Origin of the sequence: Photorhabdus aballayi (genome assembly GCF_026153155.1) — a bacterium.
Lineage (GTDB): Bacteria > Pseudomonadota > Gammaproteobacteria > Enterobacterales > Enterobacteriaceae > Photorhabdus > Photorhabdus luminescens.
The window spans coordinates 26982-50025 of record NZ_JAPFCD010000023.1; the positions used below are offsets into that span (position 1 = coordinate 26982).

Sequence of the window (23044 nt, forward strand, 5' to 3'; positions counted from 1 at the left end):
ACCTTAGCTAATCATTTTTAACTACAAGAAAGCACAATAATCTTTAACAGGTAAGAGAATATTTACTAAAAATTAATTTAGATCAACAAAGAACATATAAAAACCCAAAAAACATTTAAAAAATTAAAGTATTTTGTATAAAATACATTATTATTTTGAATGATTTACTAATGGCATGCAGAACTGCTGATCTATCGGGTTATGACAAGAAATTCTGTTAGAAATCCTGCAAAACTGTACCCAAAATCTCTCATCTTCCGACTTTTGCGCTGATGATAAGAGCATTTATATCTCTCGTGGTTATTTTCTGACGGATGATAAAATGTCATGAAAGATTCTCGATAATTTCTGATTTGTCAGAAACAGTGTGCTTTTTTCATACTAAGAAGATAGTCAGACTCTCAACTAACATTAAAATACCCACACAAGCTAGTCGGTTTACACTGGTGAATAGCTCGTATAAAGTTCAGACTTTAAAAAAAGTAAAGGGTTCTGTCCGTGCGCGATCCTTGAACACACCGACTACAGCAAGATTTCTGATGTATCCAAGATCTTTGGTCGTACTAAGAAATTAATTGCACTGAGCTTATTTGCCAATAAAACCACCACCATTTATTAAAATATCAAAAGAACACACATGCGAAATTACATTCTTCTACTACTTAGCCTGGCGCTTTTTGGACCTTTGGGCGTCGATGTATTCCTGCCTACAGTCCCTGCCATCGCCGAGGATTTTAAAGTTAACAATGAAGTTATTCAGTCAACGATTTCTTTGTTTTTATTAATTATGGGGCTAGGCCAATTAGTCGCCGGGCCACTAGTAGACAAATTCGGCCGTCGGCCAGTGGCCTTAACGGGTATCACCTTATATATCATCGGTTCTGTGATTGCTGCGCTTTCTACTGTTCCCGAAATTTTTATTGCCGCGCGAGTTATTCAAGGATGCGCTGTCTGCTGTACCAGTGTCGTCTGCATTAGTGGTGTGCGTGATCGCCTAAACGGTGATGAGGCGGCCAAAGCCTATGGATTTATTAACGGTACGCTAAATATCGTTCCTGCCCTCGCACCGTTACTTGGCGGTATTCTGGCCGAAATGTTCAACTGGCGCGCGCCATTCTGGTTTTTGACTTGCTACTCGGTTATTACACTATTGATAATTGCTACCTGGTTACCAGAAACGCGCCCTGCCAACACCAAACCAATTCGCGGGCTACCGCTGAAACAATACTTTCAAATCCTTAGCAACGCCCAGTTTATGCATTTTGCCTTAGTTAATGCCGGCGTTATGGGAATAGTCGTTACCTATGTGTCATTTGCGCCAACAGTACTGATGATCGAAGGCCATGTTTCGCCGTTAGCATTTTCATTAATTTTTGGCGGCAACGGATTCTGGACGATGATCGCCTTCCTAACCGCAACGAAAATCATTCCCCGAATTGGCCGCCCTTCCTGCCTGCTGTTAGGCGCAATTCTAATGGCGCTGGCTAGCCTGGCTCTGTTTTCTGGTATCCACTTGCTGCCAAACGCCGTCAGCTATCACTGGTTAAGCTATATGTTGCCGGTTTCTTTAGCCTGCACAGGTATGGCATTCGTTATGGGGCCTGCGACCAGTTATGCACTGGAACCTTATTCTGACGAAGCCGGCGTCGCTTCCGCACTGATAGGATTCGTCCAGATGGCTATCGGCTCCGCCCTATCGCTCATCGCTATGGCGTTACCCTTTGCGCTCAAACAGTCACTCGTGTTAGTCATGCTACTCGGCACCACGCTAATCCTGTCAGCACACATAGTCAGTCGTAACCTGAAAGGACGGGTAGTTTCACTAGGATCTTAAAATATCCGTCAAACACCTAATCCCATCATCTGCATCAGTTGCTGTGCTTGCTGAATCGCCTCCTGGCGATTCGCAATCCCTAGCTTCTGATACAGATTCCGTATATGCGTCTTGATCGTTGTCGTCGCTACATCTAACTCTGCGGCAATCTGATCGTTGCTATAGCCTGAGTAAATTAATCCCAACACTTGCCACTCACGCTGCGTAAGCGGACTATTGCGAATAAGCTCTGGAACATCAGGATGCGTTAGCAACTGTGTGACAAAACTTTCATCAAAATGGGCGAATTTATGACGATGTTGACGGTTGACATCCCGCAAAATACGCTGCGCCCGATGCAACTCCAGTTCAGACAAGGTATTGAGCTGAATAAGTTGACGTAACTGTTGGGCCATCAACTCACCTTCAATGACAAAATGGCTGATAAATCCTGTGCGGTTAGCCAGAGACAATGCCTCAATGAGCGCACTCTGCGCTTCGCTTTTGCGTCCGATATGCCAGTAAAGCAAGTTACACAACAGTAAATTACGGTTCAGATCGCTAATTAATTGCAATTTTCTCGCATGTTGATTCAGTGTATCCAAAATGGACTCAGCCTCATCATACAAACCAAGCAGAATCTGAGCACGAGCAATATTGCGCCACTGGCCCTGATTAAAATGATTACTGACGCTTTCTGGCCGCTCAGTCTGCGCCAACCACCGAATAGCGGCGCTTTTGTCGTCCATATTCTGCCAAATGATGACTCGCAGTTTGTCAGTATTCGTGCGCCAGTCTCTGTGATACTGCCCATTATTTAACAGGTTTTCACAACGCGCCAGATAACGGCGAGCGTTATCAATATCTCCTCTGGTCAAAGAGCATTTAGCCAACTGGGTTAGACACTGCAACTGCTGTTGAGGTTGGAAGTTAGACAACACTTCCAACCCACGACGCGCTGCATCTTCGGCTTCATCAAGACGAGACCAGCACCACAAAAGCTGTGAACGAATACGCAACAAAAATTCATGCATCGGCAACTGTTCCAAATGCTGTTCACGAATCAATTCAAATGCTTTGTTCTGCGTCTCATAAGCCGTCTGCAAATATCCCTGAGCCAGTAAAATCTCACTTTGCTGCAACAGCGCCCACAACGCATAGTGGTGAACATGGAAACGACGCGCAAGCTGCTCAGTTTGTTGCATCCGCGTCAAGGCATCAGCCAACTCACCTCTACAATGCAATACTTCGCCTTCCACGGAAGTCGCAACAATACAACTGTATTCATTCTGAGGAAGCAGTGCCGCCAAAGCTTGTTTCGCCAACTTATCCGCCATCTCCGGCTTGCCGCTGTTCATCGCCACCTGAGCTCGTAAAGCGTCAAACTCAGCCAGTAGATCCGATTCAATCGCGATTTGTTTCTGTTGTAGCGCCTGTTCCGCCTGATTTAACAGTGTATTGACCTCTGAATAACGATGTTGGCTTTGGGCCAGCCAAGCCTGGAGCAGCACCAGACGCGGACTCTCCAATAGCTGCTCATAAGGCAGCGCATTCATACACTCTTCTAACAGCGATAATTCACTATGGTTAAACAGCGACCAAGCATGCTGCAACAAAATATCGCGTAGCATGGTAGTATCACCCGCTGCTAAAGCATGATGAATCGCCTCGCCCGGATACCCCTGCGCCAGCCAACCTTCTGCGGCTGCACGGTGCAACTCCGGCAATTGCAACGCCATTTCCCACTGACAGCGTTGACGTAGAAATGAAGCAAAAAGCGGATGAAAGTTAAACCATTCGCCAGAGTCATCCATACGCTGGATAAACAACCCTTGACGTTCGATTTCTTCGAGACGCTGCTGACCATTCTCTTCGCCGGTTAGACGAACAATCAAACCATCATTCATGGAGCGTAAGATAGAGCTGCGCAACAAAAATTCGCGCGTTGAACTATCCACCTGATTGAGTACCTCATCCACCAAATAATCGGAAAGATGGCTGGCATTAATGCCCGACAAGCGTTTAGCCGATAGTTCAGCGGCATCACACGACTGCCGCGCTGAAAGCGCGATAAGCTGGAGCGCCGTTGCCCAACCCGCAACTTCATTGCATAGGCGCTTACAATCGTCGGCATCAAGGGATGTGGTTAAACGTTTATCAAAAAATTGCTGCGTTTCTTGATAATCAAAAGCCAATTGCTGACTGTCAATTTCCAGCAATTGCTCACGCACGCGCAGATTAGCCACCCCAAGAGAAGGCAGATTACGCGACAAGATGGTTAACGTCAGATTCTCAGGCTGGTGACGCAGGAAAAACCGCATCGCCTCATGAATAATGTTATTTACAATCAAATGGTAATCATCAATCACCAGGAAAATGGGCCGCCGCCACTCACTCAGTTCAATAAATAATTGAGCGAAAAGCGCGGGTAAATTGGCATATTGATGTTTTTGGGCCAACACTTCACTTTTAACACAGTGTCCCTGCGTCGCCTGCTGCAACGCCGCGATAAGATAGCTGGCAAAACGTTCCGGCTGATTGTCGCTCTCATCCAAAGAATACCATCCCAGACTATCCTGCCCGGCAGCCCACTGAGAGACCAATGTGGTTTTGCCGTAACCAGCGGGGCTAGTTATTAGCACAAGACGATAGTTAGACGACTCATTCAGTCTGACTAACAGGCGTTTACGCAAGACCGTATTATTCAGACGAACAGGACGACTCAGTTTTGATGGGATAAGCATTAATTTCCGTAATTTCCGTGCTCAAATAAGAAGCAATAAGTGAAACCTGCGCCGAAACCATGAGTAATATTAATTATACCCTATGGATTTCAAGATGCATCGCGACGGCAAGGGAGCGAATCCCCGGGAGCATAGATAACATAACTATGTGACCGGGGTGAGCGAGTGCAGCCAACAAAGAGGCAACTTGAAAGATAACGGATATAGATGATTTATTTCACGGTCCGTAATAACGTCATCAATCAGCCCAACCAAATTTAGTGAAATAGATGGCTTTTGCAAATATGTTTGCGAACCCCATAGCATTAAGTTGCGCACCCTATCACATTCCTGAATAGCAAATTCCATTTTCTACGTATAAGTTTTGGAAGCGATTGGCAAATTCACCTCATCAGTTCTCAACAAGAAAGTGGACTCAACGGGCGCAAAAATGATGCGAAATAAGGTTATTGGCTACGCCCTTCTACTCCTCCCTGACTAATACCTCTCCAGGATGATGCTTTAGATCCTGAGAGCATTCAGCATAGTGTCTAAATTTTCCTTTTCAGTTACAGGATGAAGACTCCATGCAACAGTCAAGATTAGATAAAGCCCAGTTTCAGGCTGCGCTGACACGTCAATGGCAGCGCTTTGGCCTCGGTTCAGCACAGGAAATGACCCAACATCAATGGTGGCAAGCCGTTAGCGCAGCGCTGTCAGAATTGTTGCCCGCATGCCCTGTCATCAACCATACCGACCAACAACGCCATGTGAACTACATCTCTATGGAGTTTCTGATTGGCCGTTTGACCGCAAGCAATCTGCTTAACCTTGGTTGGTATGAAGACGTTCAGGCTTACCTGGCAGAAGAAAATATCATTCTAAGCGATCTTCTGGAACAGGAAACCGACCCTGCTTTAGGCAACGGTGGATTGGGACGGCTTGCCGCCTGTTTTCTAGACTCTATGGCAACCGTCGGTCAGTCAGCAATTGGCTATGGTCTGAATTATCAATACGGCCTGTTCCGCCAATCCTTTGAACAAGGGCAACAAATTGAAGAACCAGACAATTGGGAACGAGAATCCTATCCTTGGTTCCGTCACAACGCTCAGTTAGATGTTGAGGTTAATTTTGGCGGCAAAATCGTCATAACAGATGATGGACGCGAAACCTGGGCGCCTGAATTCACCTTGATTGGAGAAGCTTGGGATCTACCGGTCATTGGTTATCGCAATGGTGTTACTCAACCATTACGCCTGTGGCAAGCAACCCATGCTGCGCCATTTGATCTCGACAAATTCAACGCCGGACAGTTTCTGGCGGCGGAGCAGCAAGGTGTTGACGCCGCTAAGTTAACAAAAGTTCTCTATCCGAATGATAATCATCAAGAAGGCAAACGCCTGCGCCTGATGCAACAATATTTCCAGTGCGCCTGCTCCGTCGCAGATATCCTGCGTCGCCATCATCTGGCGGGCCGCAAAATAGAAGATCTGCCTAAGTATGAAGTTATCCAGCTTAACGATACCCATCCAACGATTGCCATCCCTGAAATGATGCGCATTCTGCTGGATAAACACCTGATGAGTTGGGAAACCGCATGGGAGATAACCAGCCATACTTTTGCCTATACCAACCACACCCTGATGCCAGAAGGTTTGGAACGCTGGGATGAGGATCTGGTCAGCCACTTGCTGCCACGCCATTACAGCATCATTAAAGAAATTAACTACCGGTTTAAAAAGCTGGTGGATACAGCCTGGCCTAGCGATCAAGCCGTATGGGAAAAATTAGCTGTACATTATGACCATCAGATACGGATGGCGAATCTTTGCGTCGTCGCGGGCTTTGCCGTAAACGGGGTAGCCGCGCTGCATTCACAGCTCATCGTTAAGGATCTGTTTCCTGAATACCATCAACTATGGCCGAATAAGTTTCTCAACGTGACCAATGGCGTTACCCCACGTCGCTGGCTCAAACAGTGTAACCCGGCACTGTCAGGACTGCTTGACCGGACGCTTAATCGCGAATGGGTTAACGATCTTGATGCCCTTAAGGCACTCGAACCCTATGCAGATGACGCCGCTTTCCGCGAAGAGTACCGAGCTATCAAACAAGGCAATAAGATCCTGTTATCCAATTACGTTAATAAAGTGATGGGGCTCAAGCTAGATCCAAACGCCATTTTTGATGTGCAAATTAAACGCTTGCATGAATATAAACGTCAGCATCTGAACCTGTTGCATATCCTATCGCTCTATAAACAAATTCAGGAAAATCCGGCGCTGGATATCGTGCCACGTGTATTCCTGTTTGGCGCAAAAGCCGCGCCTGGCTACTATCTGGCAAAAAACATTATCTCTGCGATCAATCAGGCTGCGGAGAAAATTAACAACGATCCGATCGTTCGTGATCGCATCAAGATCGCTTTTATCCCCGATTACAAAGTTTCTGTCGCAGAACTCATGATACCGGCTGCCGATGTTTCAGAACAAATCTCCACAGCCGGCAAAGAAGCTTCCGGTACCGGCAACATGAAACTGGCACTGAATGGCGCGCTGACTATCGGCACATTAGACGGAGCAAATGTTGAAATTGCCGAACAGGTAGGAGATGACCACATCTTCATTTTCGGACATACCGTAGAAGAAGTGAAAGCCTTAAAAGCTGCCGGTTATGACCCACTGAAACTACTCCAAGAAAATCAGCACCTGGACAACATCCTCAAGGCGCTGGCTAGCGGCGAGTTCAGCTATAGCGATAAGCGAGCATTCGATATGCTGCTGCATAGTTTGATTGAAGGTGGCGATCCTTATCTGGTGCTAGCTGATTTTGCCTCCTATTGTGATGCACATAAACGGATCGATATCTTGTACCGCGATACTCAACATTGGACACGTAGCGCCATCCTGAACACCGCTCGAATGGGCATGTTCAGCTCTGACCGAACAATCCGTGATTATCAACAGCGCATCTGGCAAGCAAACCGATAAGGAAAAATCATGGAGGAGAAGAGCCTCGATCATTTAGCGACCGAGGCTGGCATTGTCGCCAGCTACATTAATGCTTATGGCAAGCCGCAAGCGATTCCAACGGAAACCCGACATCGCTTGTTGGATGCGATAAGCGTAAACAAACCGGCCAACGCGCCGGTTTCACCCTTGCCGACAGTAAAAGTTTTTACTCAAGGTGAACGCTTCACTCTCACTCTGAAAGATGAAGAACACTATCAATGGCAGATACAAACTGAGCAAGGAGAGAAATTTCAAGGATATTGCTGCCGTCAGCTAACGCTGCCTGACACGCTCGCTTTGGGATACCATCGCCTCACTTTGATACAAGAAAACCAATGCTGGTCTATGCAGATTATCGTGGCGCCCAAACGCTGCTACGAACCAGATGCTTTGCTCAGGGGAGAAAAACTCTGGGGCGCCTGTGTGCAGCTCTATACTCTGCGTTCAGAAAACAACTGGGGAATCGGCGATTTTGGCGACCTGAAACACATGCTGAAAGAGATAGCAGAACGCGGAGGCGCCTTCATCGGGTTGAACCCATTGCATGCACTGCATCCAACCATGCCAGAAAGCGCCAGTCCATACAGCCCCTCTTCACGCAACTGGCTTAATGTGATTTACATTGATGTTAATCAGGTTGAGGATTTCAAACACAGTGAAGAAGCACAAAGATGGTGGCAAGAAGCAACCACTCAACGCATGTTACAAGATGCCCGCAACGCGGAATGGGTGGATTACACCACAGTTATGGCGTTGAAAATGGCAGCATTGCGTCTGGCTCATCAACAATTCAGCACCCGCTCAGAACATGATTCGCCAAAAATTTCTTTCCGCCAATTTGTCATTCAGGGTGGCGAATGTCTCTACTATCAAGCCGCCTATGATGCTCTGCATTGCCAGCTATATGTTGAAGATAACTCTTGTTGGGGCTGGCCGGTATGGCCGGAAAAGTATCGCGATCCGCATGGTGAAGCAGTACAAACATTTTGCCAATCTCACCCGCAGGAAGTGGAATTTTTCCTCTGGTTACAATGGCTGGCCGATACTCAACTTGCAGACTGCTTGGCTCAAAGCCAAACAAGCGGCATGCCCATTGGCATTTACCGTGATTTAGCCGTTGGCGTGGCCGAAGGAGGATCGGAAACTTGGTGCAATCGGGAGGTCTACTGCACCAAAGCATCAGTGGGAGCGCCACCGGATGCTCTGGGACCACTGGGTCAAAACTGGGGCCTACCGCCAATGAATCCTCATGTTCTGCAAGCCCAAGCTTACCAACCGTTTATTAATCTGCTACACACAAATATGACTCACTGCGGTGCGCTACGCATTGACCACGTTATGTCGATGCTCAGGCTTTGGTGGATTCCCTATGGTGAAACTGCCGATAAAGGAGCATATGTACACTACCCAGTTGATGATCTGATGGCAATTCTGGCATTAGAAAGTCAACGCCATCGCTGTCTGGTCATTGGTGAAGATTTGGGTATTGTGCCGGAAGAAATTGTGAGCAAACTGCGCGATGGCGGAGTCTATTCTTATAAAGTGCTCTACTTTGAGCGTCATGGCAATGGGGAATACCGTGCACCGGAGGATTACCCGATACAAGCAATGGCGACCATCACCACGCATGATTTACCTACCTTGCGTGGATTTTGGCAAAGCGACGACTTGACACTTGGGGAATCACTCAAGCTATATCCTGATAAAAACCTGCTGCAAGGGTTACATACCGACCGTCAAGCTAGCAAACAAGGGTTATTAGCAGGCTTACATCGCTACGGCTGTATCCCGGAACATATCGGTGACACAGCAAAAGAGGTTGCCATGTCACCGGTAATAAACCAAGGGTTACATCGTTACATTGCCCACAGTGCCTGCGCGCTGTTAGGGTTGCAGCCCGAAGATTGGTTGGATATGGATAAACCGGTCAATATTCCAGGTACGATAATGGAATACCCTAACTGGCGGCGTAAACTGAATACCACATTGGAAGCCTTGTTCGATGATGATCATGTCAACCAATTACTGAAAGATGTGGATAGATGCCGTAAAAAAGCATGAGAGGATATACCCAATGGATTTCAAGATGCATCGCGACGGCAAGGGAGCGAATCCCCGGGAGCATAGAGAACTATGTGACCGGGGTGAGTGAGCGCAGCCAACAAAGAGGCAACTTGAAAGATGACGGGTATAGAGATTAAATGCCGTAACGCCCATTTCCCCTCCGAGGGCGTTATCCTTTCTAGCTTAATAACGCTGATAAATTGATAATCTTCGAGGGTGGTTTTAATCTCAACCATCCTTGAGATTGCTGAGTTTTCACCAATGATAAATACAGGTGTTAAGAAAAGCCGCTTTTTGTCTGTCAGTATGGTTTTAAAAGCTGGAAAAGAGGCCCAGCATACCACGAAAAAACAGGTAAAAACTTTAATCATCAAAAGTAAAAAGCAGTGATTAAGGATTTTTTAAAATGGGTAAAAAATCCGATGTCATGCTGACATTGGAGGAGAAAACATCAGAAAAAACAGGTTTTAAATTGATTAAACAAAGTGGAAAAAATGACAGTGTTAACCCAATAACAAGAATATATCTTATCAAAACATTTAACCGTATTAACCGCATTAAACCAACTTGCTTAAATAAAATATTTTTCCTGACTGTAAAAAGTTTACGAAAAATCAGAGGCTATCATTTTAGAAAATCGAGAGGCATTTAGATTAACCCAAAAAAGCAAAGATGTTTAGCAGTATTAAAAATGATTCAAGAAACTAGCGTTAATCTTAATACCACTAGCTGATCTGCTACCCTTACTGGTTTTAAACCTAAAAAATCAAATACAGAAAAGGGAAAAACGAGAAAACCTAAATATCAGTTTAATGAAAATAAGGACATTAAATACGATTAAGAAAATGTAAGAACCATTAAACCTACCACAGTTAATCAATAAAAATCATTTATTAAACAGATTTCCAATTAAAAAAACAGCCTGTAAGAATGAAAACCACAGCTCAAGCTTATCATGTTTTTAATATTGTTTTTTTACTTACATTTCCATTTTACTGGTGATTAACCAGATAAAGATTAAGAAAATAAACACCTCATTAATGTCAACTTTTTAAAAATTATAGGGTGACTGAAAACAACCTATTCCTGGCTATGTTTAAACATTTATACCCTATGGATTTCAAGATGCATCGCGACGGCAAGGGAGCGAATTCCAGGGAGCATAGCGAACTATGTGACCGGGGTGAGCGAGTGCAGCCAACAAAGAGGCAACTTGAAAGATGGCGGGTATATCAGCAATACTACCCCTCACTTACTGTATATTTACCTAACCAACTATGACTATTTAAAAACACAAACAGATAGAGATTAAACATTTCACTCAACAGACTGATTTAAAAAAACTAATCAAAATTTTCAGCAGCGTGATTAATTACATTTAGTCGAAATTCACTAACCATTAATCGAGAGTTGAAAAGAAATAATCACGTAAAATAACATTAATATAATAGATTGATATTCAAGTGTTTTCTCACCAGCATTTTACAAAAAAATCAATAAAAAGTTCGATAAAGAAAAGATAAATCGATTAACTTAGCAGGATTTAAGTGATAAAAAAGGCGTTATCCTAAAAAGCATTAATGGTATCTCTATACTATTAAGTTATATCATTAGTGATTTATAAAGACAGAATAAAGGGTTGATGATTTATAAAAACCCTCAGAATTGTCAATAAAACAATATTTATAAAACAATATTGGTAAAACAGTGTCAGTCAAAATAAATCGGATATGATTAACATTCGTTTAAACGTAAAATCACGATATATCATAATGTTTAAATTTAGCAAAAAGCTGATATCCAAAAGATAAAAAACGATTAAAACCAGATACCGATTAAAATCATACGTTAAAAAAATAACTTTTAATCACAGTTTAAAACCTGCTCTGGTTTTATGGAGATTTCAATTAAAAGCTCTAGCATTAAGCTGGTTCTTTTTCTGATTAAGAATACCCTCCTCAACTTTAACAATATTTTCCGGTGAATATTTTTTTAGCCCTTCCAGCTCATGACGGTGAAAACGCAGATGAGTACCAAACTCTTCGCGAAAACGCCGGTAGCAAGCCAAAATGCGTTGTTTTTTCTCCTGGGTGTAGCCTTGTTTAAAAAACAGAGTAATCGAGAGGCCCAGACGAGAAACGGTCAGCCCATCGCCATTGAGGAAGGTAAACGCGGTCAGTTGTGATTTCAACTGGGTAAAGTAATCTACAGTTTCCATCATTTTCTCCGTAAATTATAAGGCAGTGGATAATCTGTTATTCCCACATGTTTGCCGCTTCCCGTATCAGATGCCATACAGTTGTGCCCGTCTCTGCGCCTTCAACATCAAAAGCCATCGCACCCTGAGCAAAGAAGTACTGCCGACCCGGCAAACTATCGGTTTGCCAGATCCCGCTGACCAGTGCCGGATGGTTACTTCTCAAAGGGGTCACTTGCAGCGGTCCCCGGTCATAACGGGCATACCAGGCCAGGGTGGAAATATCATCAAAATGACCAGCGCCATAAAAATGCAAGGAATGGCCTTCACGAGGTATCACCCGGATCGGACGTATCAGTTGGTTAATGGCAAAATAACTCTCCGGGACACTGCCCGGTAACGGTGTTAAGTCCGGGTATTGACCGGCTCGGATCATCAGACCATTGGAATAAGGCGTAATCACCACATCCGGGTAGCGGTGGCGGGCCAGCATATGGCGTATCCAGAATTCCCCACCCAGTCGGTTTACAAAGCGTTTGGACAACAGGGTGATCCAGTTTATGCCACGGATGGAATTTCCATACTGTAATTTGGCTGTATGAACCGCAGAATTAACCTGCAATGCAGGGTAACGCTGAGCTAACTGGTACTCTAAGGGAAAGTAGTCATGGTAATCTCTGGGGATAACTAGGCTGTAGCCACAGTCCCCACTGTCCGGTTCGAGTTGTTCACACAGAAAGTCCAGCCAGCCCATAAACTGGGTCATGCCCTCTTGCCCTTTTAGATAATCCCAAGGCAGTGAGAGGCTTAGGTAAGAGCTGCCATCGTCACCATCAGCTTCATCGGAATCCAGGTAACGCATCAGATAGCGAGGGGCTTCATAGAGATTTTTGGCGTCACTGACTACCCAACTAGAGGGCTGGTTTTTTTTCCGATTAAGAATACCTTCTTCGACTTTGGCAATATTTTCCGGTGAATATTTTTTTAATCCCTTCAGTGAATGACGATGAAAACGCAAGTGAGTGCCAAATTCTTCGCGAAAGCGCTGATAACAGGCCAGAATGCGTTGCTTTTTCTCTAGGGTGTAACCCTGTTTAAAAAACAGGGTGATAGAAATCCCAAGACGAGAAACGGTCAGCCCATCGCCATTGAGGAAGGTAAACTCGGTCAGTTGTGATCCCAACTGGGCAAAGTAATCTACAGTTTCCATCATTTTCTCCGTAAATTATAAGGCAGTGGATAATCTGTTATTCCCACATGTTTGCCGCTTCCCGTATCAGATGCCATACAGTTGTGCCCGTCTCTGCGCCTTCAACATCAAAAGCCGTCGCCCCCTGAGCAAAGAAGTACTGCTGACCCGGCAGGCTATCGGTTTGCCAGATCCCGCTGACCAGTGCCGGATGGTTACCTTTCAAAGGGGTCACTTGCAGCGGTCCCCGGTCATAACGGGCATACCAGGCTAAGGTGGAAATATCATCAAAATGACCAGCGCCATAAAAATGCAGGGAATGGCCTTCACGGGGAATGACCCGTATTGGGCGTATCAGTTGGTTAATAGCAAAATAACTCTCCGGGACACTGCCCGGCAGTGGCGTTAAGTCCGGGTATTGACCAGCCCGGATCATCAGACCATTGGAGTAAGGCGTAATCACCACATCCGGGTAGAGGTGGCGGGCCAGCACATGACGTATCCAGAATTCCCCACCCAGTCGGTTTACAAATCGTTTGGACAGTAAGGTGATCCAGTTAATGCCACGGATGGAATGTCCATACTGTAATTTGGCTGTATGAACCGCAGAATTAACCTGCAATGCAGGGTAACGCTGCGCTAGCTGGTACTCTAAGGGAAAGTAGTCATGGTAATCTCTGGGCAGCACCAGACAATAACCGCAGTCCCCACTGTCCGGTTCGAGTTGTTCACACAGAAAGTCCAGCCAGGCCATAAACCGGGTCATGCCCTCTTGTTCTTTCAGATAATCCCAGGGCAGCACCAGACTCAGGTAAGAGCTACTGTCGTCACCATCAATTTCTCGGGAATCCAGGTAATGCATCAGATAGCGAGGGGCTTCATAGAGATTTTTGGCGTCACTAATATCCCAGCTAGAAAGCTGGTTTTTTTTCTGATTCAGAATGCCTTCTTCCACTTTGGTAATATTTTCCGGTGAATATTTTTTTAATCCATTCAGTGAATGACGATGAAAACGCAAGTAAGGGCCAAACTCTTCACGAAAGCGGCGATAGCAGGCCAGAATGCGCTGTTTTTTCTTCTGGGTGTAGCCTTGTTTAAAAAACAGGGTGATAGAAATCCCAAGACGAGAAACAGTCAGCCCATCGCCATTGAGGAAGGTAAATGCGGCCAGTTGTGATCTCAACTGGGCAAAGTAATCTGAAGTATCCATATTCTCTCCGTTAATTTATGAAGCGGTGGCAAATGTCACACTCGCCAATATTGCCAGGACGGCGGCTAACGCGGCGGCGCTAACTGCGGCAGCGGCAGCTAAAATTTCCACCAGTGCAATCAGCGCGGCAGCGACGGCAAGGGTGACCAGAATAACAACAGCAACACCGGCAATAATCACCACCATTTCCAGCATGCCTTCACCCATCTCTTTTAATATCTGCATCCAGCTAATGTTTTTCAGCTCTTCCAGGGTGATATCTGAGCCCTGTTGCACAGTCTGCCACTGGGCTTTTATTTCGCTCTCCGTCCAGGTCACGATTTTCCCCGTTTGTTCACTGACCCAGGAAAACGCGTAGCTGGCCTGATGGCTTATCGGGTCAATAATTTCTTCACACACCCACTTGCCGGCTTGATTGAACCAGACTCCAAACTGGGCAAGAAGCTCCCGGGTACTGTCGCGGACATAATTCAATCCGTTTTCAGCCAGACCCGCCACCTCCTGCCCGAGGACAACCCAGTCTTCATAGCTGGGTAAAAACGACCAGCGGGAAGTACTGAGCAGCGGTGGATTTTTTGTCAGGGGTTGCAGAATGGTCCCCGGTACCCCCTCTGCGGGAGGAGCGGGTAAAGCTTCGTCATCAGGCGGCGAACCCGGCGGTAGAGGGGCCAGTGGGATGGGGTTTTTATAGTGTTGGGAGCCGGGTTGATAATGTTTTCGCCACGCTTCATCATACTGCTTTTGCTCCTCAGTGCGATTATCTATGACGCGCATTACACCAAAACGTTTTTCTGTCGCAATTAGCATATAATCCAATTCCTGATCTCTACTTAGATCATCCCCCGGAAATTTCACCTCAATCAACATTTTCAGATTATCGGGATGCACAGAACCATCAAAGTAGGCGGCATTTCTGCCCGGCCAGCGGAGAGTCTCATCTTTAACCAGAATAATGTCGGGCCGACGGATACTAACAACACCAAATTTCTCCGCGTCTTCGGCAGAAGGCCGGGCGAACGGATTACTGGATTGCGGCAAATTACCACCATAACGCTGCTTAGAGTCTTGACTGGCCGCCAACATGGGTAAAGGGACATCCTGCTCTCCTCGGATAGCAAACACTACTTCCGCTTTATAGGGCCATAGAAAGTCATGCTTAAGCTCCTCAACCTTAATCAACCCACTCATAATGACTTGATTAAGAAAGCGAATAGCGCCCAGTTTGGTGACAATCATTGCCGGCAGGCGCAGAGCGTATTCGGCTTTTCTCGCCAGATAACAGGGATCTTCATCAGCAGGAAAAACGCCTATTTCCATTGTACAGGTGATTGATGTGACAGCCGGGCACATCTTGCCGTTGTTGGATATTGCCATACTTATTCCTCCGTAAATTCCATAACATGCTCTACCGGTGTGTTATCACTGGCCTGATATAAGGTTTGCTTCGGTTTAGGTGGGTTTTCTGGTGAACTCAGTTGCAGATTTTCTTCTGCCGCACTCTGTACCGTCATCGTTCTGCCCAGCGCGTCAGTTTTACCCGGGATGACCTGACCATCGCCAGTAGTAATGGTGTAGGGGACATCCACCAACGGCTTATCGCTTTGCTCGCTGAGCAGGGTATAACGGGCGGAGTAGTCAAACAGCGCACCGGCGGATTTCTTGCCGGTGATATGGTCGGTCATCATGATGCTGGCCCCTTCGATACGGATATTGCCCATCGGGTCAATGACTATCTGCCCGCCTGCGTTCCCAATGATGATTTGCCCGCTTTCAGAGTGCACTGTGATATGTTTACCCACGGTGATTTGCTGGTTATCGGCGACGTTCAGTTGATGACTTTTACCAACGGAAACGGCTTGCTGACCTTTAATGGTCACCGTCTGATTTTGACCCACTTCAAGCGTCTGAAAGCCCTGCACGGCTTCATCATCATCGTTTTTAATTATCGCCGTGCGGTTATGCGCCACTTCTGTTTTCTGGTCATTACCTATCTGCGCGGTTTTATCCCAGAGGATCTGCGTTTTCATATCCCGTTGAGCATGAATAAACACTTCCTCGCTTCCTTTGGCATCCTCAAAGCGCAGTTCATTAAATCCCTGTCCCCGGTGAGTCCGGGTTTTAAAGGTGGTACGGGTTTTCTCCAGCGGTAAATTAAGCGGCGGGCGGTTGAGGCCGTTATAGGTACACCCCGTCACAATCGGGCGATCGATATCGCCGTTGAGATAGCTGACTATTACCTCCTGCCCGACGCGAGGGATCGCCATAAAACCGAAACCGTTGCCGTTCCAGCCTTGTGCCACCCGTACCCAGCAAGAAGCGCCGTCATCCGCTTTATCGTAACGGTTCCAGTGGAAATGAATCCGTATCGCGCCGTGTTCGTTCACATAAATCTCTTCGCTTCCCACTCCGACCACCGTGGCGACTTCATCACCGTCCGCCAGAGGTTTGTAGCGATAAGGCGGCCGCCAGTCCTGATGACCGGGAATAAAGGCGACCTCGTTTGTCAGGGTTGTCCCCTCGCCCCCGTCGTCTGACGCGACAGGTTGCCATCCATGATGCGTGACCGAGATCACCTGCCAGCGGGCGTTCATGGTTGCTATGGGATGGGATTGCAGGGTAAAAATTTTGCCCGGCCGAAGCCGGATGCAGTGGGTTTTGGCGGTGCCGACTTTGCTGTAGTTTTGTAACTGCTCCAGCCGCAATCGGGTGAAAGATTCTCCTTCCGCATCCCGCTGGAAACGCCCGTAACTTTCAAACACCGAATCGTACCCGCTATCGTCGTCGGCTTGCTTCTGATGCTCGAGCGCATATTTGGGGTTCAGAAAATTATGGTCTTTCTGAACCGTGCCATTCGGGCACAGGTATTCGCCATAACTCCACTGGTACGCTGTGGTATCGGTCTCGTCGGTTTCAGGGTGAGTATTGTACGTAAGCTGGATATCCGCCTGCATGCCCAGATGGCAATCACAGAACAACATCTGTTTTTCCTCAAACCAAAAGACCATGCCTTCTTCCGCCGCCAGTCGACACCAAAAATCATAGGCCGATTCACGTTTTTGCGTGGTGTATTCCCGTTCGGTATAGTGTTTATAGAGCGTATCGCGGACAAAGAGAATACGGTGCTCTTTCAGCAATTTCGTTAAGATTTCCGGTACGGACTGCCAATGGAAAATACGGCTATCCTGATTCAGCGTCATCAGCCACATATCGGGGCGGATAGTGAAAATATAAAAAGTGCGACGGCCGTCGGTATTACCCTGTTCAGCCCCGGTTATCAACCCATAAATGGTCCGTTCGGCCACGTCATTACGGGTAATAGTCAAGGATGCACGGCGACCCAGTTGGTCATTCAGGGGAATATCGTCACGTGAACTCGCCACCTTTAATGTCAGGCTAAAAAGCTGTGATAGCTCTTCCTGCAAGGTAAATTGCGATACCTGAAAAGTTGTCTGGGATAGTGCGCCAATTCGGCAGGTGAAAACTAATCCATCCATATTTGAAACCTTACACAATTGAACCATGATCCTGAAACGAGGATAACGCCAGAGGCTATTAAACACGTCATCACATGTTGTTCTTTTAAATAGCGCCAGCCTGTTCCGCAGTAAAAAAATGACAGCGTAAAATCGCCATCATTTAATACGTGGCGTTAGCGAGAACAATAGACCGCGTCCAACTGAGTAGGATGGAGTGGAGACAAATAACAGAGAGTTTCGCTCTCTCAATGTTATGACCACAAGATCACGATATTTATCATACGAACGTAAAAAAACGTGACAAATATCACACAAAATGGCTAATTAATCGCGATTAATGTATGGAATGAATAAAAATCGCCGTCAATTTTCACCCGATACGGAGGAAATATAAAATCCCAAAAACATCAAGATATTTATCCGGTATATTTAGCTGGCCGATAAATAAGTTTTCATACTGGCAGTTTTCATTTCAGGCCATTGTTGTAACGAAAACGCTTTAGAGGCAAGATCGACAAGACAGTCACCACCAAACCACTGTGGCATAACCAGCCTGATAGTATTTGAACAGTTAGTCATCACTATACTCCTATCTAATATCTGGCATCTGACATCTGACATCTGACATCTGACATCTGACGACTCTACTGCAAAAAACAGCAAATAAAATAACCTAATAGGATAGGCAGTAAATTGCTGAATAAGATAGGATCTTGATTTGCTAAACACTAAATTAACCTTATCAATCTATTAATAATAAGAAGGCATTATGTGGTTTTCTAGATTTAAACAAGCTTTTATCGCGCTGTTACTTCCCTGGCTGATAACGGTAGTAACCCAAATGGCGGGAAGAATCTATCTTCTCTTCACTTATGGCAGTTATCAGCTTTTTACTGATTCTACTCAAGACGTGGAACGAATGTTCTGGATCGGTGGACTATTTGATATTCGTATTGCCAGTTTGCTATTTGTGCCTTGTCTGCTGATTGCTAGCTTATTTGCCATTAATAAAAATAGCTTCAACATATGGCAACACGCCTATCCGTGGTTGGCAACAACACTCAGTACCGTAGTCGGCGCTTTGACGGTAAGCAATGTTTACTACTATGCCACTTATGAACGGTCATTCGATATTTTCATCTTCGGCTTAGTGGAAGATGATACGCAAGCCGTGCTGCACACTCTATGGAACGATTATCCTGTTATCGAAAGTTTGCTCTGTTTAGCTCTATTTGCAGTTACTGTTTTCTGGCTCTGTCTGCTCTGGCAACGCTATCTTATTTCACACACAATGCGCAAAACCAACCTGCCCATTTCTGCTATCGCGACACTGGTTATTTTGACTGTCTGCTTCATTGGTATGCGAGGCTCCATAGGTACCTTTCCACTACGTCAGGCCAATACACAAGTTTCAGAAGTCAAAATGCTTAATATGCTGACACCTAATGCTCCGATGGCGCTGAACTGGGCATTTAATGATCATTACAAAAATAGCCACTTCCCAGAAGCAACAGATGCACAAGGTAGCTGGTTGTTAAAACATTTCCTAGAGAAACCAACCCCCGCAAATCTGTCACCGTTTATGGCTAAAACTGCCGATAACCCCACTGCTCAAAAAAATCCGCCTCACGTCATATTTAACGTCATGGAGAGTATGGGTTATCACCTACAAAGCCTGGATCGCCCAGACCTTGATGTTTTTGGTACCCTACGCCAGCACTGGCAAAACGACTGGCGTTTTGAACGTTTCGTTTCCGAAGGAGATGGCACCATTGACAGTTTGAGCCGTTTCTTGATTCGCAGCCCGAACAGTGCAATTAGCCAATCTACAGCGCAGGGTCTTGATTTCACCAGCAATATGTTTAAACCCTATCTGGCGAATGGTTACAAAATCATTTTCGTCACATCGGGTAACGGAGCATGGCGTAATTTGAATCAGTTCCTGCCAAACTTGGGAGTCAGTGAATTTATCGATCAAAATGGACTGAAAAAACGCTATCCAGAAGCCAAATTTGGTACTTGGGGCGTGCCTGATGAGTTCATGTTCCGTTATATTAAAGATCGCCTGACTCAGGCAGAAAAGAATGGGGAACATGTTCTGATTATGTCATTGTCTACTACCCATCACCCACCGTATAGATCACCAGAAAGCTATCAGAAAACCGACATCAAGCTGAGTGATACCGAGAAACAACGTTTAAGTCATTTGGCTAGTGGTAATGAGTTACAAGAGGTTTTTCATACCCTACGTTACGCCAATGATCAATTAGGGCAATTTATTAGTTGGGTAAAATCTCAGTCATTAGCTTCTCATACTATTATTGCAGCAACCGGTGACCATAATATTCGGGGTATCAGCTATCCAGATGCTCACGAACTGGCAATCGGCCACGGTGTACCGTTTTATCTCTACGTACCACCCGCTTATCGCCAAAACACGTTTTTTGATGCTACCAGAGTCGGCAGTCATAAAGATATCTGGCCAACTCTCTACCATTTAAGTTTGTCACATACAGCTTACTACCGTACCGGCTGTAATTTGCTGGCTGAACATCTGGACCCTATCTGGTGTCAAGGATACAACCCAGAAGTCACTATTACACCGCAAGGGGCTTATGTCATGATAGGCAAAGGTGAATTTCGACCGTGGGCACAGCAAACGGGATTGTTACTCGGTGACCCCCAACCAATGACAGCAGACCAAACCAAACAGTTCCAACGTTGGCAGGTATTTACCGACCTCCTGTCATGGCAATTAAATCGTCAAGTTCACCACCAGCAATAATTGATACTTCCATGAATCCCTTTAATCTCAATCTATTAAAGGGATTTATACCCGTCCTCTTTCAAGTTGCCTCTTTGTATATACTGGTGAATATTGCGATTATCCTTTTACTCCCCCGGCGGTCAAACCATTGACCAACCAGCGCTGAGCAACCAAGAAGACGATGGTAATAGGGAGCGCTGAGAGTACAGCAGCGGCAGCAAAATCTCCCCAAAGATAGTTCTGTGGGTTAAGGTACTGTTGCATACCCACCGCCAAAGTGTAATTGTTCACATCTCGCAGAAGCAGCGAAGCAACAGGTACTTCCGTAATGACGCCAATGAAGGAAAGAATGAATACCACTGCCAGAATCGGCACCGAAAGCGGTAGCAGCACCATACGGAAAGCTTGCCACGGCGTCGCGCCATCAAGCGCAGCCGCCTCTTCCAAAGAGCCATCAATGGTTTCGAAATAACCTTTAATCGTCCAGACATGCAACGCAATGCCCCCCAAGTAGGAAAAAATCACGCCGCCGTGGGTATTAAGGCCGATAAACGGCACATATTCCCCCAAACGATCAAACAGGGCATATAACGCGACTAAGAACAGGACTGCCGGGAACATCTGAAAAATGAGCATGCCTTTCAGCAAGGTGCTTTTACCGCGAAAACGCATACGGGCAAAGGCATAAGCACAGGTAGTTGATAATGTCACGATACCTGCGGCGGTAATAAAGGCGACCTTAACAGAGTTCCACAGCCATAACATAACGGGGAAAGGGGGTGGTGTAACATGACCATCCGGCGACACCACACTGTAGCCAAGCGCTAATTTCCAATGCTCCCAAGAGATGCTTTCCGGGATCAAACTACCTGTCGCAAAATTCCCCGGCCGCAGGGAGATCGTAATCACCATCAACAGCGGGAATACGATCATGGCAATAAAGGTTAACATCAACAAATGCGTCGCCAATACACGCCATTTCTGTGATTTCGGTTGAACCATCGCCATTGCATTCCCTCCTTAGTCAAATTTAATACGGGTGGCTTTCAGGTTAATAATCGCCAGAGCACCCACCAGCAAAAAGATCACTGTGGCAATCGCCGCAGCCAAACCAAAATCCTGACCGCTACCACCGTCGAAAGCAATACGGTAGGTATAGTTCACCAATAAATCGGTATAACCTGCCGGTGTCGTGGTGCCAATGCGATCCGGCCTGCCATTGGTTAACAACTGAATCAGAACAAAGTTGTTAAAGTTAAAGGCAAAACTGGCGATCATCAGCGGCGTCAGCGGTTTAATCAGCAATGGGAAGGTAATCTTGAAAAAATTCTGCAACGGCCCCGCCCCATCCATTGCCGACGCTTCATACAAATCGTCCGGTATTGCTTTTAACAATCCCATGCAGAGGATCATCATGTAGGGATACCCAAGCCAGGTATTCACTATAATCAGCATGGTTCGGGCCATCGTCGGATCGGCAAACCAAGCAGGTTTAATACCAAACAAGCCGTTAAGCAACAGATTAATCTCGCCGAAACTCTGATTAAACAATCCTTTAAAAATCAAAATGGAAATAAATGACGGCACTGCATAAGGCAGAATGATCAGCATGCGATAAACACCACGGCCTTTCAGCGCCTCCCACTGCACAATGCAAGCCAGAACCATGCCAACAGCCACAGTCAGCACCACAGTGAACAGAGAAAAGACAACCGTCCAAACGAAAATAGCCAGGAACGGTTTCTGAATACCTTCATCCTGTATCACCCGCAGAAAATTTTTCCAACCGATGGCAACAGTAAATCCCGGCGTCAGAGTCTCATTGCCCCATTTTCCCTCAACATTAATAGACTGATAGAAACCGGTATCCGTATTGGGGCGATAAAGCGTACCTGTTTGATTATCGGTAAGGGTCTTACCATCTTCCCCAAGAGAGTATTGCGGATGAACGCCAGCGAATTGACGTAGTGAACTCATTTTCAGCCGGTTACCATCCGGTAGAACAGCAACCAACTGGTTCAGCGCCTGTCGATTCTGGGTGATAATGCGCAATGTCGCCGCTTCACCGTTCTGAATACTGTCCTGCTCGTGCAAATGTAAAGTCGTCTCTTTTGTTACTGACAGAGAAAATGGCTCGGATACCAGTTGCTTAATCTGTCCCGGCGCGCTCAGCGCCAAAACCCACAACTCCGATTTTGGGTAGAGCTTAAAAGTAAATGTTTGCCCTGATTGATACTGACGGCTCATCAGGACCGATTGGGCACGTTCAAAAGTCAGTTGATTGGTACTGCTATAGTTGGTAAAGGCGATGGCGATGGTGCAAATAAGCGGAAACAGTACAAACAGCCCCATTCCAGCTATACCCGGATAGACATAGCGCCAGGCATAAGTATTGCGGTTGGCAAAAACGTAAGTCCCCATTCCTAACAATACCAGTGTCAGTATCGCGAATAGATACTCGCCCTGTGAGTACATCAATACCACCAGATAACCGGTAAAGAGTATACACAGGCTCACTGCAAACCATTTCAGAGCAGAATGCTGCCACCATGATGTTTTTTCGAGCGTCGCTGACATAATGCTCTTCCTTTTTA

At 46.0% G+C, this 23044-nt stretch carries 14 protein-coding genes and 1 pseudogene; 5 read left to right on the top strand and 10 right to left on the bottom strand.

Translation table 11 applies throughout. The annotated features are described in order from the left end of the window. The first annotated feature begins 637 nt into the window (after positions 1-637). Entirely contained in the window at positions 638-1834 is a 1197-nt protein-coding gene (locus OO184_RS12945) for a multidrug effflux MFS transporter (RefSeq protein WP_265379538.1), read from the top strand. Positions 1835-1842: 8 nt separating this feature from the next. Here OO184_RS12945 and malT read toward each other — a convergent pair whose 3' ends face one another. After that, positions 1843-4557: an HTH-type transcriptional regulator MalT gene (malT, locus tag OO184_RS12950; RefSeq protein ID WP_265379539.1), complete on the bottom strand. Its 2715-nt coding sequence runs from the start codon at positions 4555-4557 to the stop codon at positions 1843-1845. A gap of 566 nt (positions 4558-5123) precedes the next feature. On the opposite strand from malT, the gene malP reads away from it, so the two are divergent. Both malP and malQ read left to right on the top strand, forming a co-directional pair. Then, positions 5124-7526 carry a maltodextrin phosphorylase gene (gene malP, locus OO184_RS12955; protein ID WP_265379540.1) on the top strand — a complete coding sequence of 801 codons (2403 nt, stop codon included), beginning with the start codon at positions 5124-5126 and terminating at the stop codon, positions 7524-7526. A gap of 9 nt (positions 7527-7535) precedes the next feature. Continuing rightward, the gene (gene malQ / locus OO184_RS12960; protein ID WP_265379541.1) at positions 7536-9608 is read left to right on the top strand and encodes a 4-alpha-glucanotransferase; all 2073 of its coding nucleotides are present in this window, start codon (positions 7536-7538) and stop codon (positions 9606-9608) included. Positions 9609-9628: 20 nt separating this feature from the next. Here malQ and OO184_RS12965 read toward each other — a convergent pair whose 3' ends face one another. Beyond that, the gene (locus OO184_RS12965; RefSeq protein WP_265379542.1) at positions 9629-9847 is read right to left on the bottom strand and encodes a hypothetical protein; all 219 of its coding nucleotides are present in this window, start codon (positions 9845-9847) and stop codon (positions 9629-9631) included. Positions 9848-10017: 170 nt separating this feature from the next. On the opposite strand from OO184_RS12965, the gene OO184_RS12970 reads away from it, so the two are divergent. After that, positions 10018-10263, top strand: a complete 246-nt coding sequence (locus OO184_RS12970) for a hypothetical protein (protein WP_265379543.1) — start codon at positions 10018-10020, stop codon at positions 10261-10263. A 1275-nt stretch (positions 10264-11538) separates the two neighbouring features. Here the strand turns inward: OO184_RS12970 and OO184_RS12975 are convergent. The 6 genes and pseudogenes from OO184_RS12975 to OO184_RS13000 form a co-directional block, all read right to left on the bottom strand. Next, positions 11539-11829: pseudogene (locus OO184_RS12975) on the bottom strand (hypothetical protein); the annotation flags it as partial. 37 nt (positions 11830-11866) lie between these two features. Beyond that, the gene (locus tag OO184_RS12980) at positions 11867-13018 is read right to left on the bottom strand and encodes a DUF3396 domain-containing protein (protein ID WP_265379567.1); all 1152 of its coding nucleotides are present in this window, start codon (positions 13016-13018) and stop codon (positions 11867-11869) included. Between the two features lie 37 nt (positions 13019-13055). After that, a complete protein-coding gene (locus OO184_RS12985) occupies positions 13056-14207 on the bottom strand; it encodes a DUF3396 domain-containing protein (RefSeq protein ID WP_265379544.1) in 1152 nt (383 codons plus the stop codon). A 15-nt stretch (positions 14208-14222) separates the two neighbouring features. After that, a complete protein-coding gene (locus OO184_RS12990; protein ID WP_265379545.1) occupies positions 14223-15581 on the bottom strand; it encodes a VRR-NUC domain-containing protein in 1359 nt (452 codons plus the stop codon). Between the two features lie 2 nt (positions 15582-15583). Next, on the bottom strand, positions 15584-17701 hold the full coding sequence (gene tssI / locus OO184_RS12995; RefSeq protein ID WP_265379546.1) for a type VI secretion system tip protein TssI/VgrG: 2118 nt from the start codon (positions 17699-17701) through the stop codon (positions 15584-15586). A gap of 411 nt (positions 17702-18112) precedes the next feature. Further along, positions 18113-18262 (bottom strand): hypothetical protein, encoded by a 150-nt coding sequence (locus OO184_RS13000; protein ID WP_265379547.1) that lies wholly within the window; start codon positions 18260-18262, stop codon positions 18113-18115. 190 nt (positions 18263-18452) lie between these two features. On the opposite strand from OO184_RS13000, the gene OO184_RS13005 reads away from it, so the two are divergent. Then, positions 18453-20468, top strand: a complete 2016-nt coding sequence (locus OO184_RS13005; protein ID WP_265379548.1) for an LTA synthase family protein — start codon at positions 18453-18455, stop codon at positions 20466-20468. A 99-nt stretch (positions 20469-20567) separates the two neighbouring features. Here the strand turns inward: OO184_RS13005 and malG are convergent, their stop codons facing one another. After that, positions 20568-21458, bottom strand: coding sequence for a maltose ABC transporter permease MalG (gene malG / locus OO184_RS13010; protein ID WP_265379549.1), 891 nt, complete (start codon positions 21456-21458; stop codon positions 20568-20570). A gap of 12 nt (positions 21459-21470) precedes the next feature. Beyond that, positions 21471-23027, bottom strand: coding sequence for a maltose ABC transporter permease MalF (gene malF, locus OO184_RS13015; protein WP_265379550.1), 1557 nt, complete (start codon positions 23025-23027; stop codon positions 21471-21473). Positions 23028-23044: the final 17 nt, after the last annotated feature.

Coding starts and splice junctions, on each gene's coding strand:
- OO184_RS12945 (WP_265379538.1), top strand. CDS start 638: ATGCGAAATTACATTCTTCTACTACTTAGCCTGGCGCTTTTTGGACCT.
- malT (WP_265379539.1), bottom strand. CDS start 4,557: ATGCTTATCCCATCAAAACTGAGTCGTCCTGTTCGTCTGAATAATACG.
- malP (WP_265379540.1), top strand. CDS start 5,124: ATGCAACAGTCAAGATTAGATAAAGCCCAGTTTCAGGCTGCGCTGACA.
- malQ (WP_265379541.1), top strand. CDS start 7,536: ATGGAGGAGAAGAGCCTCGATCATTTAGCGACCGAGGCTGGCATTGTC.
- OO184_RS12965 (WP_265379542.1), bottom strand. CDS start 9,847: ATGGTTGAGATTAAAACCACCCTCGAAGATTATCAATTTATCAGCGTT.
- OO184_RS12970 (WP_265379543.1), top strand. CDS start 10,018: ATGGGTAAAAAATCCGATGTCATGCTGACATTGGAGGAGAAAACATCA.
- OO184_RS12980 (WP_265379567.1), bottom strand. CDS start 13,018: ATGGAAACTGTAGATTACTTTGCCCAGTTGGGATCACAACTGACCGAG.
- OO184_RS12985 (WP_265379544.1), bottom strand. CDS start 14,207: ATGGATACTTCAGATTACTTTGCCCAGTTGAGATCACAACTGGCCGCA.
- OO184_RS12990 (WP_265379545.1), bottom strand. CDS start 15,581: ATGGCAATATCCAACAACGGCAAGATGTGCCCGGCTGTCACATCAATC.
- tssI (WP_265379546.1), bottom strand. CDS start 17,701: ATGGATGGATTAGTTTTCACCTGCCGAATTGGCGCACTATCCCAGACA.
- OO184_RS13000 (WP_265379547.1), bottom strand. CDS start 18,262: ATGACTAACTGTTCAAATACTATCAGGCTGGTTATGCCACAGTGGTTT.
- OO184_RS13005 (WP_265379548.1), top strand. CDS start 18,453: ATGTGGTTTTCTAGATTTAAACAAGCTTTTATCGCGCTGTTACTTCCC.
- malG (WP_265379549.1), bottom strand. CDS start 21,458: ATGGCGATGGTTCAACCGAAATCACAGAAATGGCGTGTATTGGCGACG.
- malF (WP_265379550.1), bottom strand. CDS start 23,027: ATGTCAGCGACGCTCGAAAAAACATCATGGTGGCAGCATTCTGCTCTG.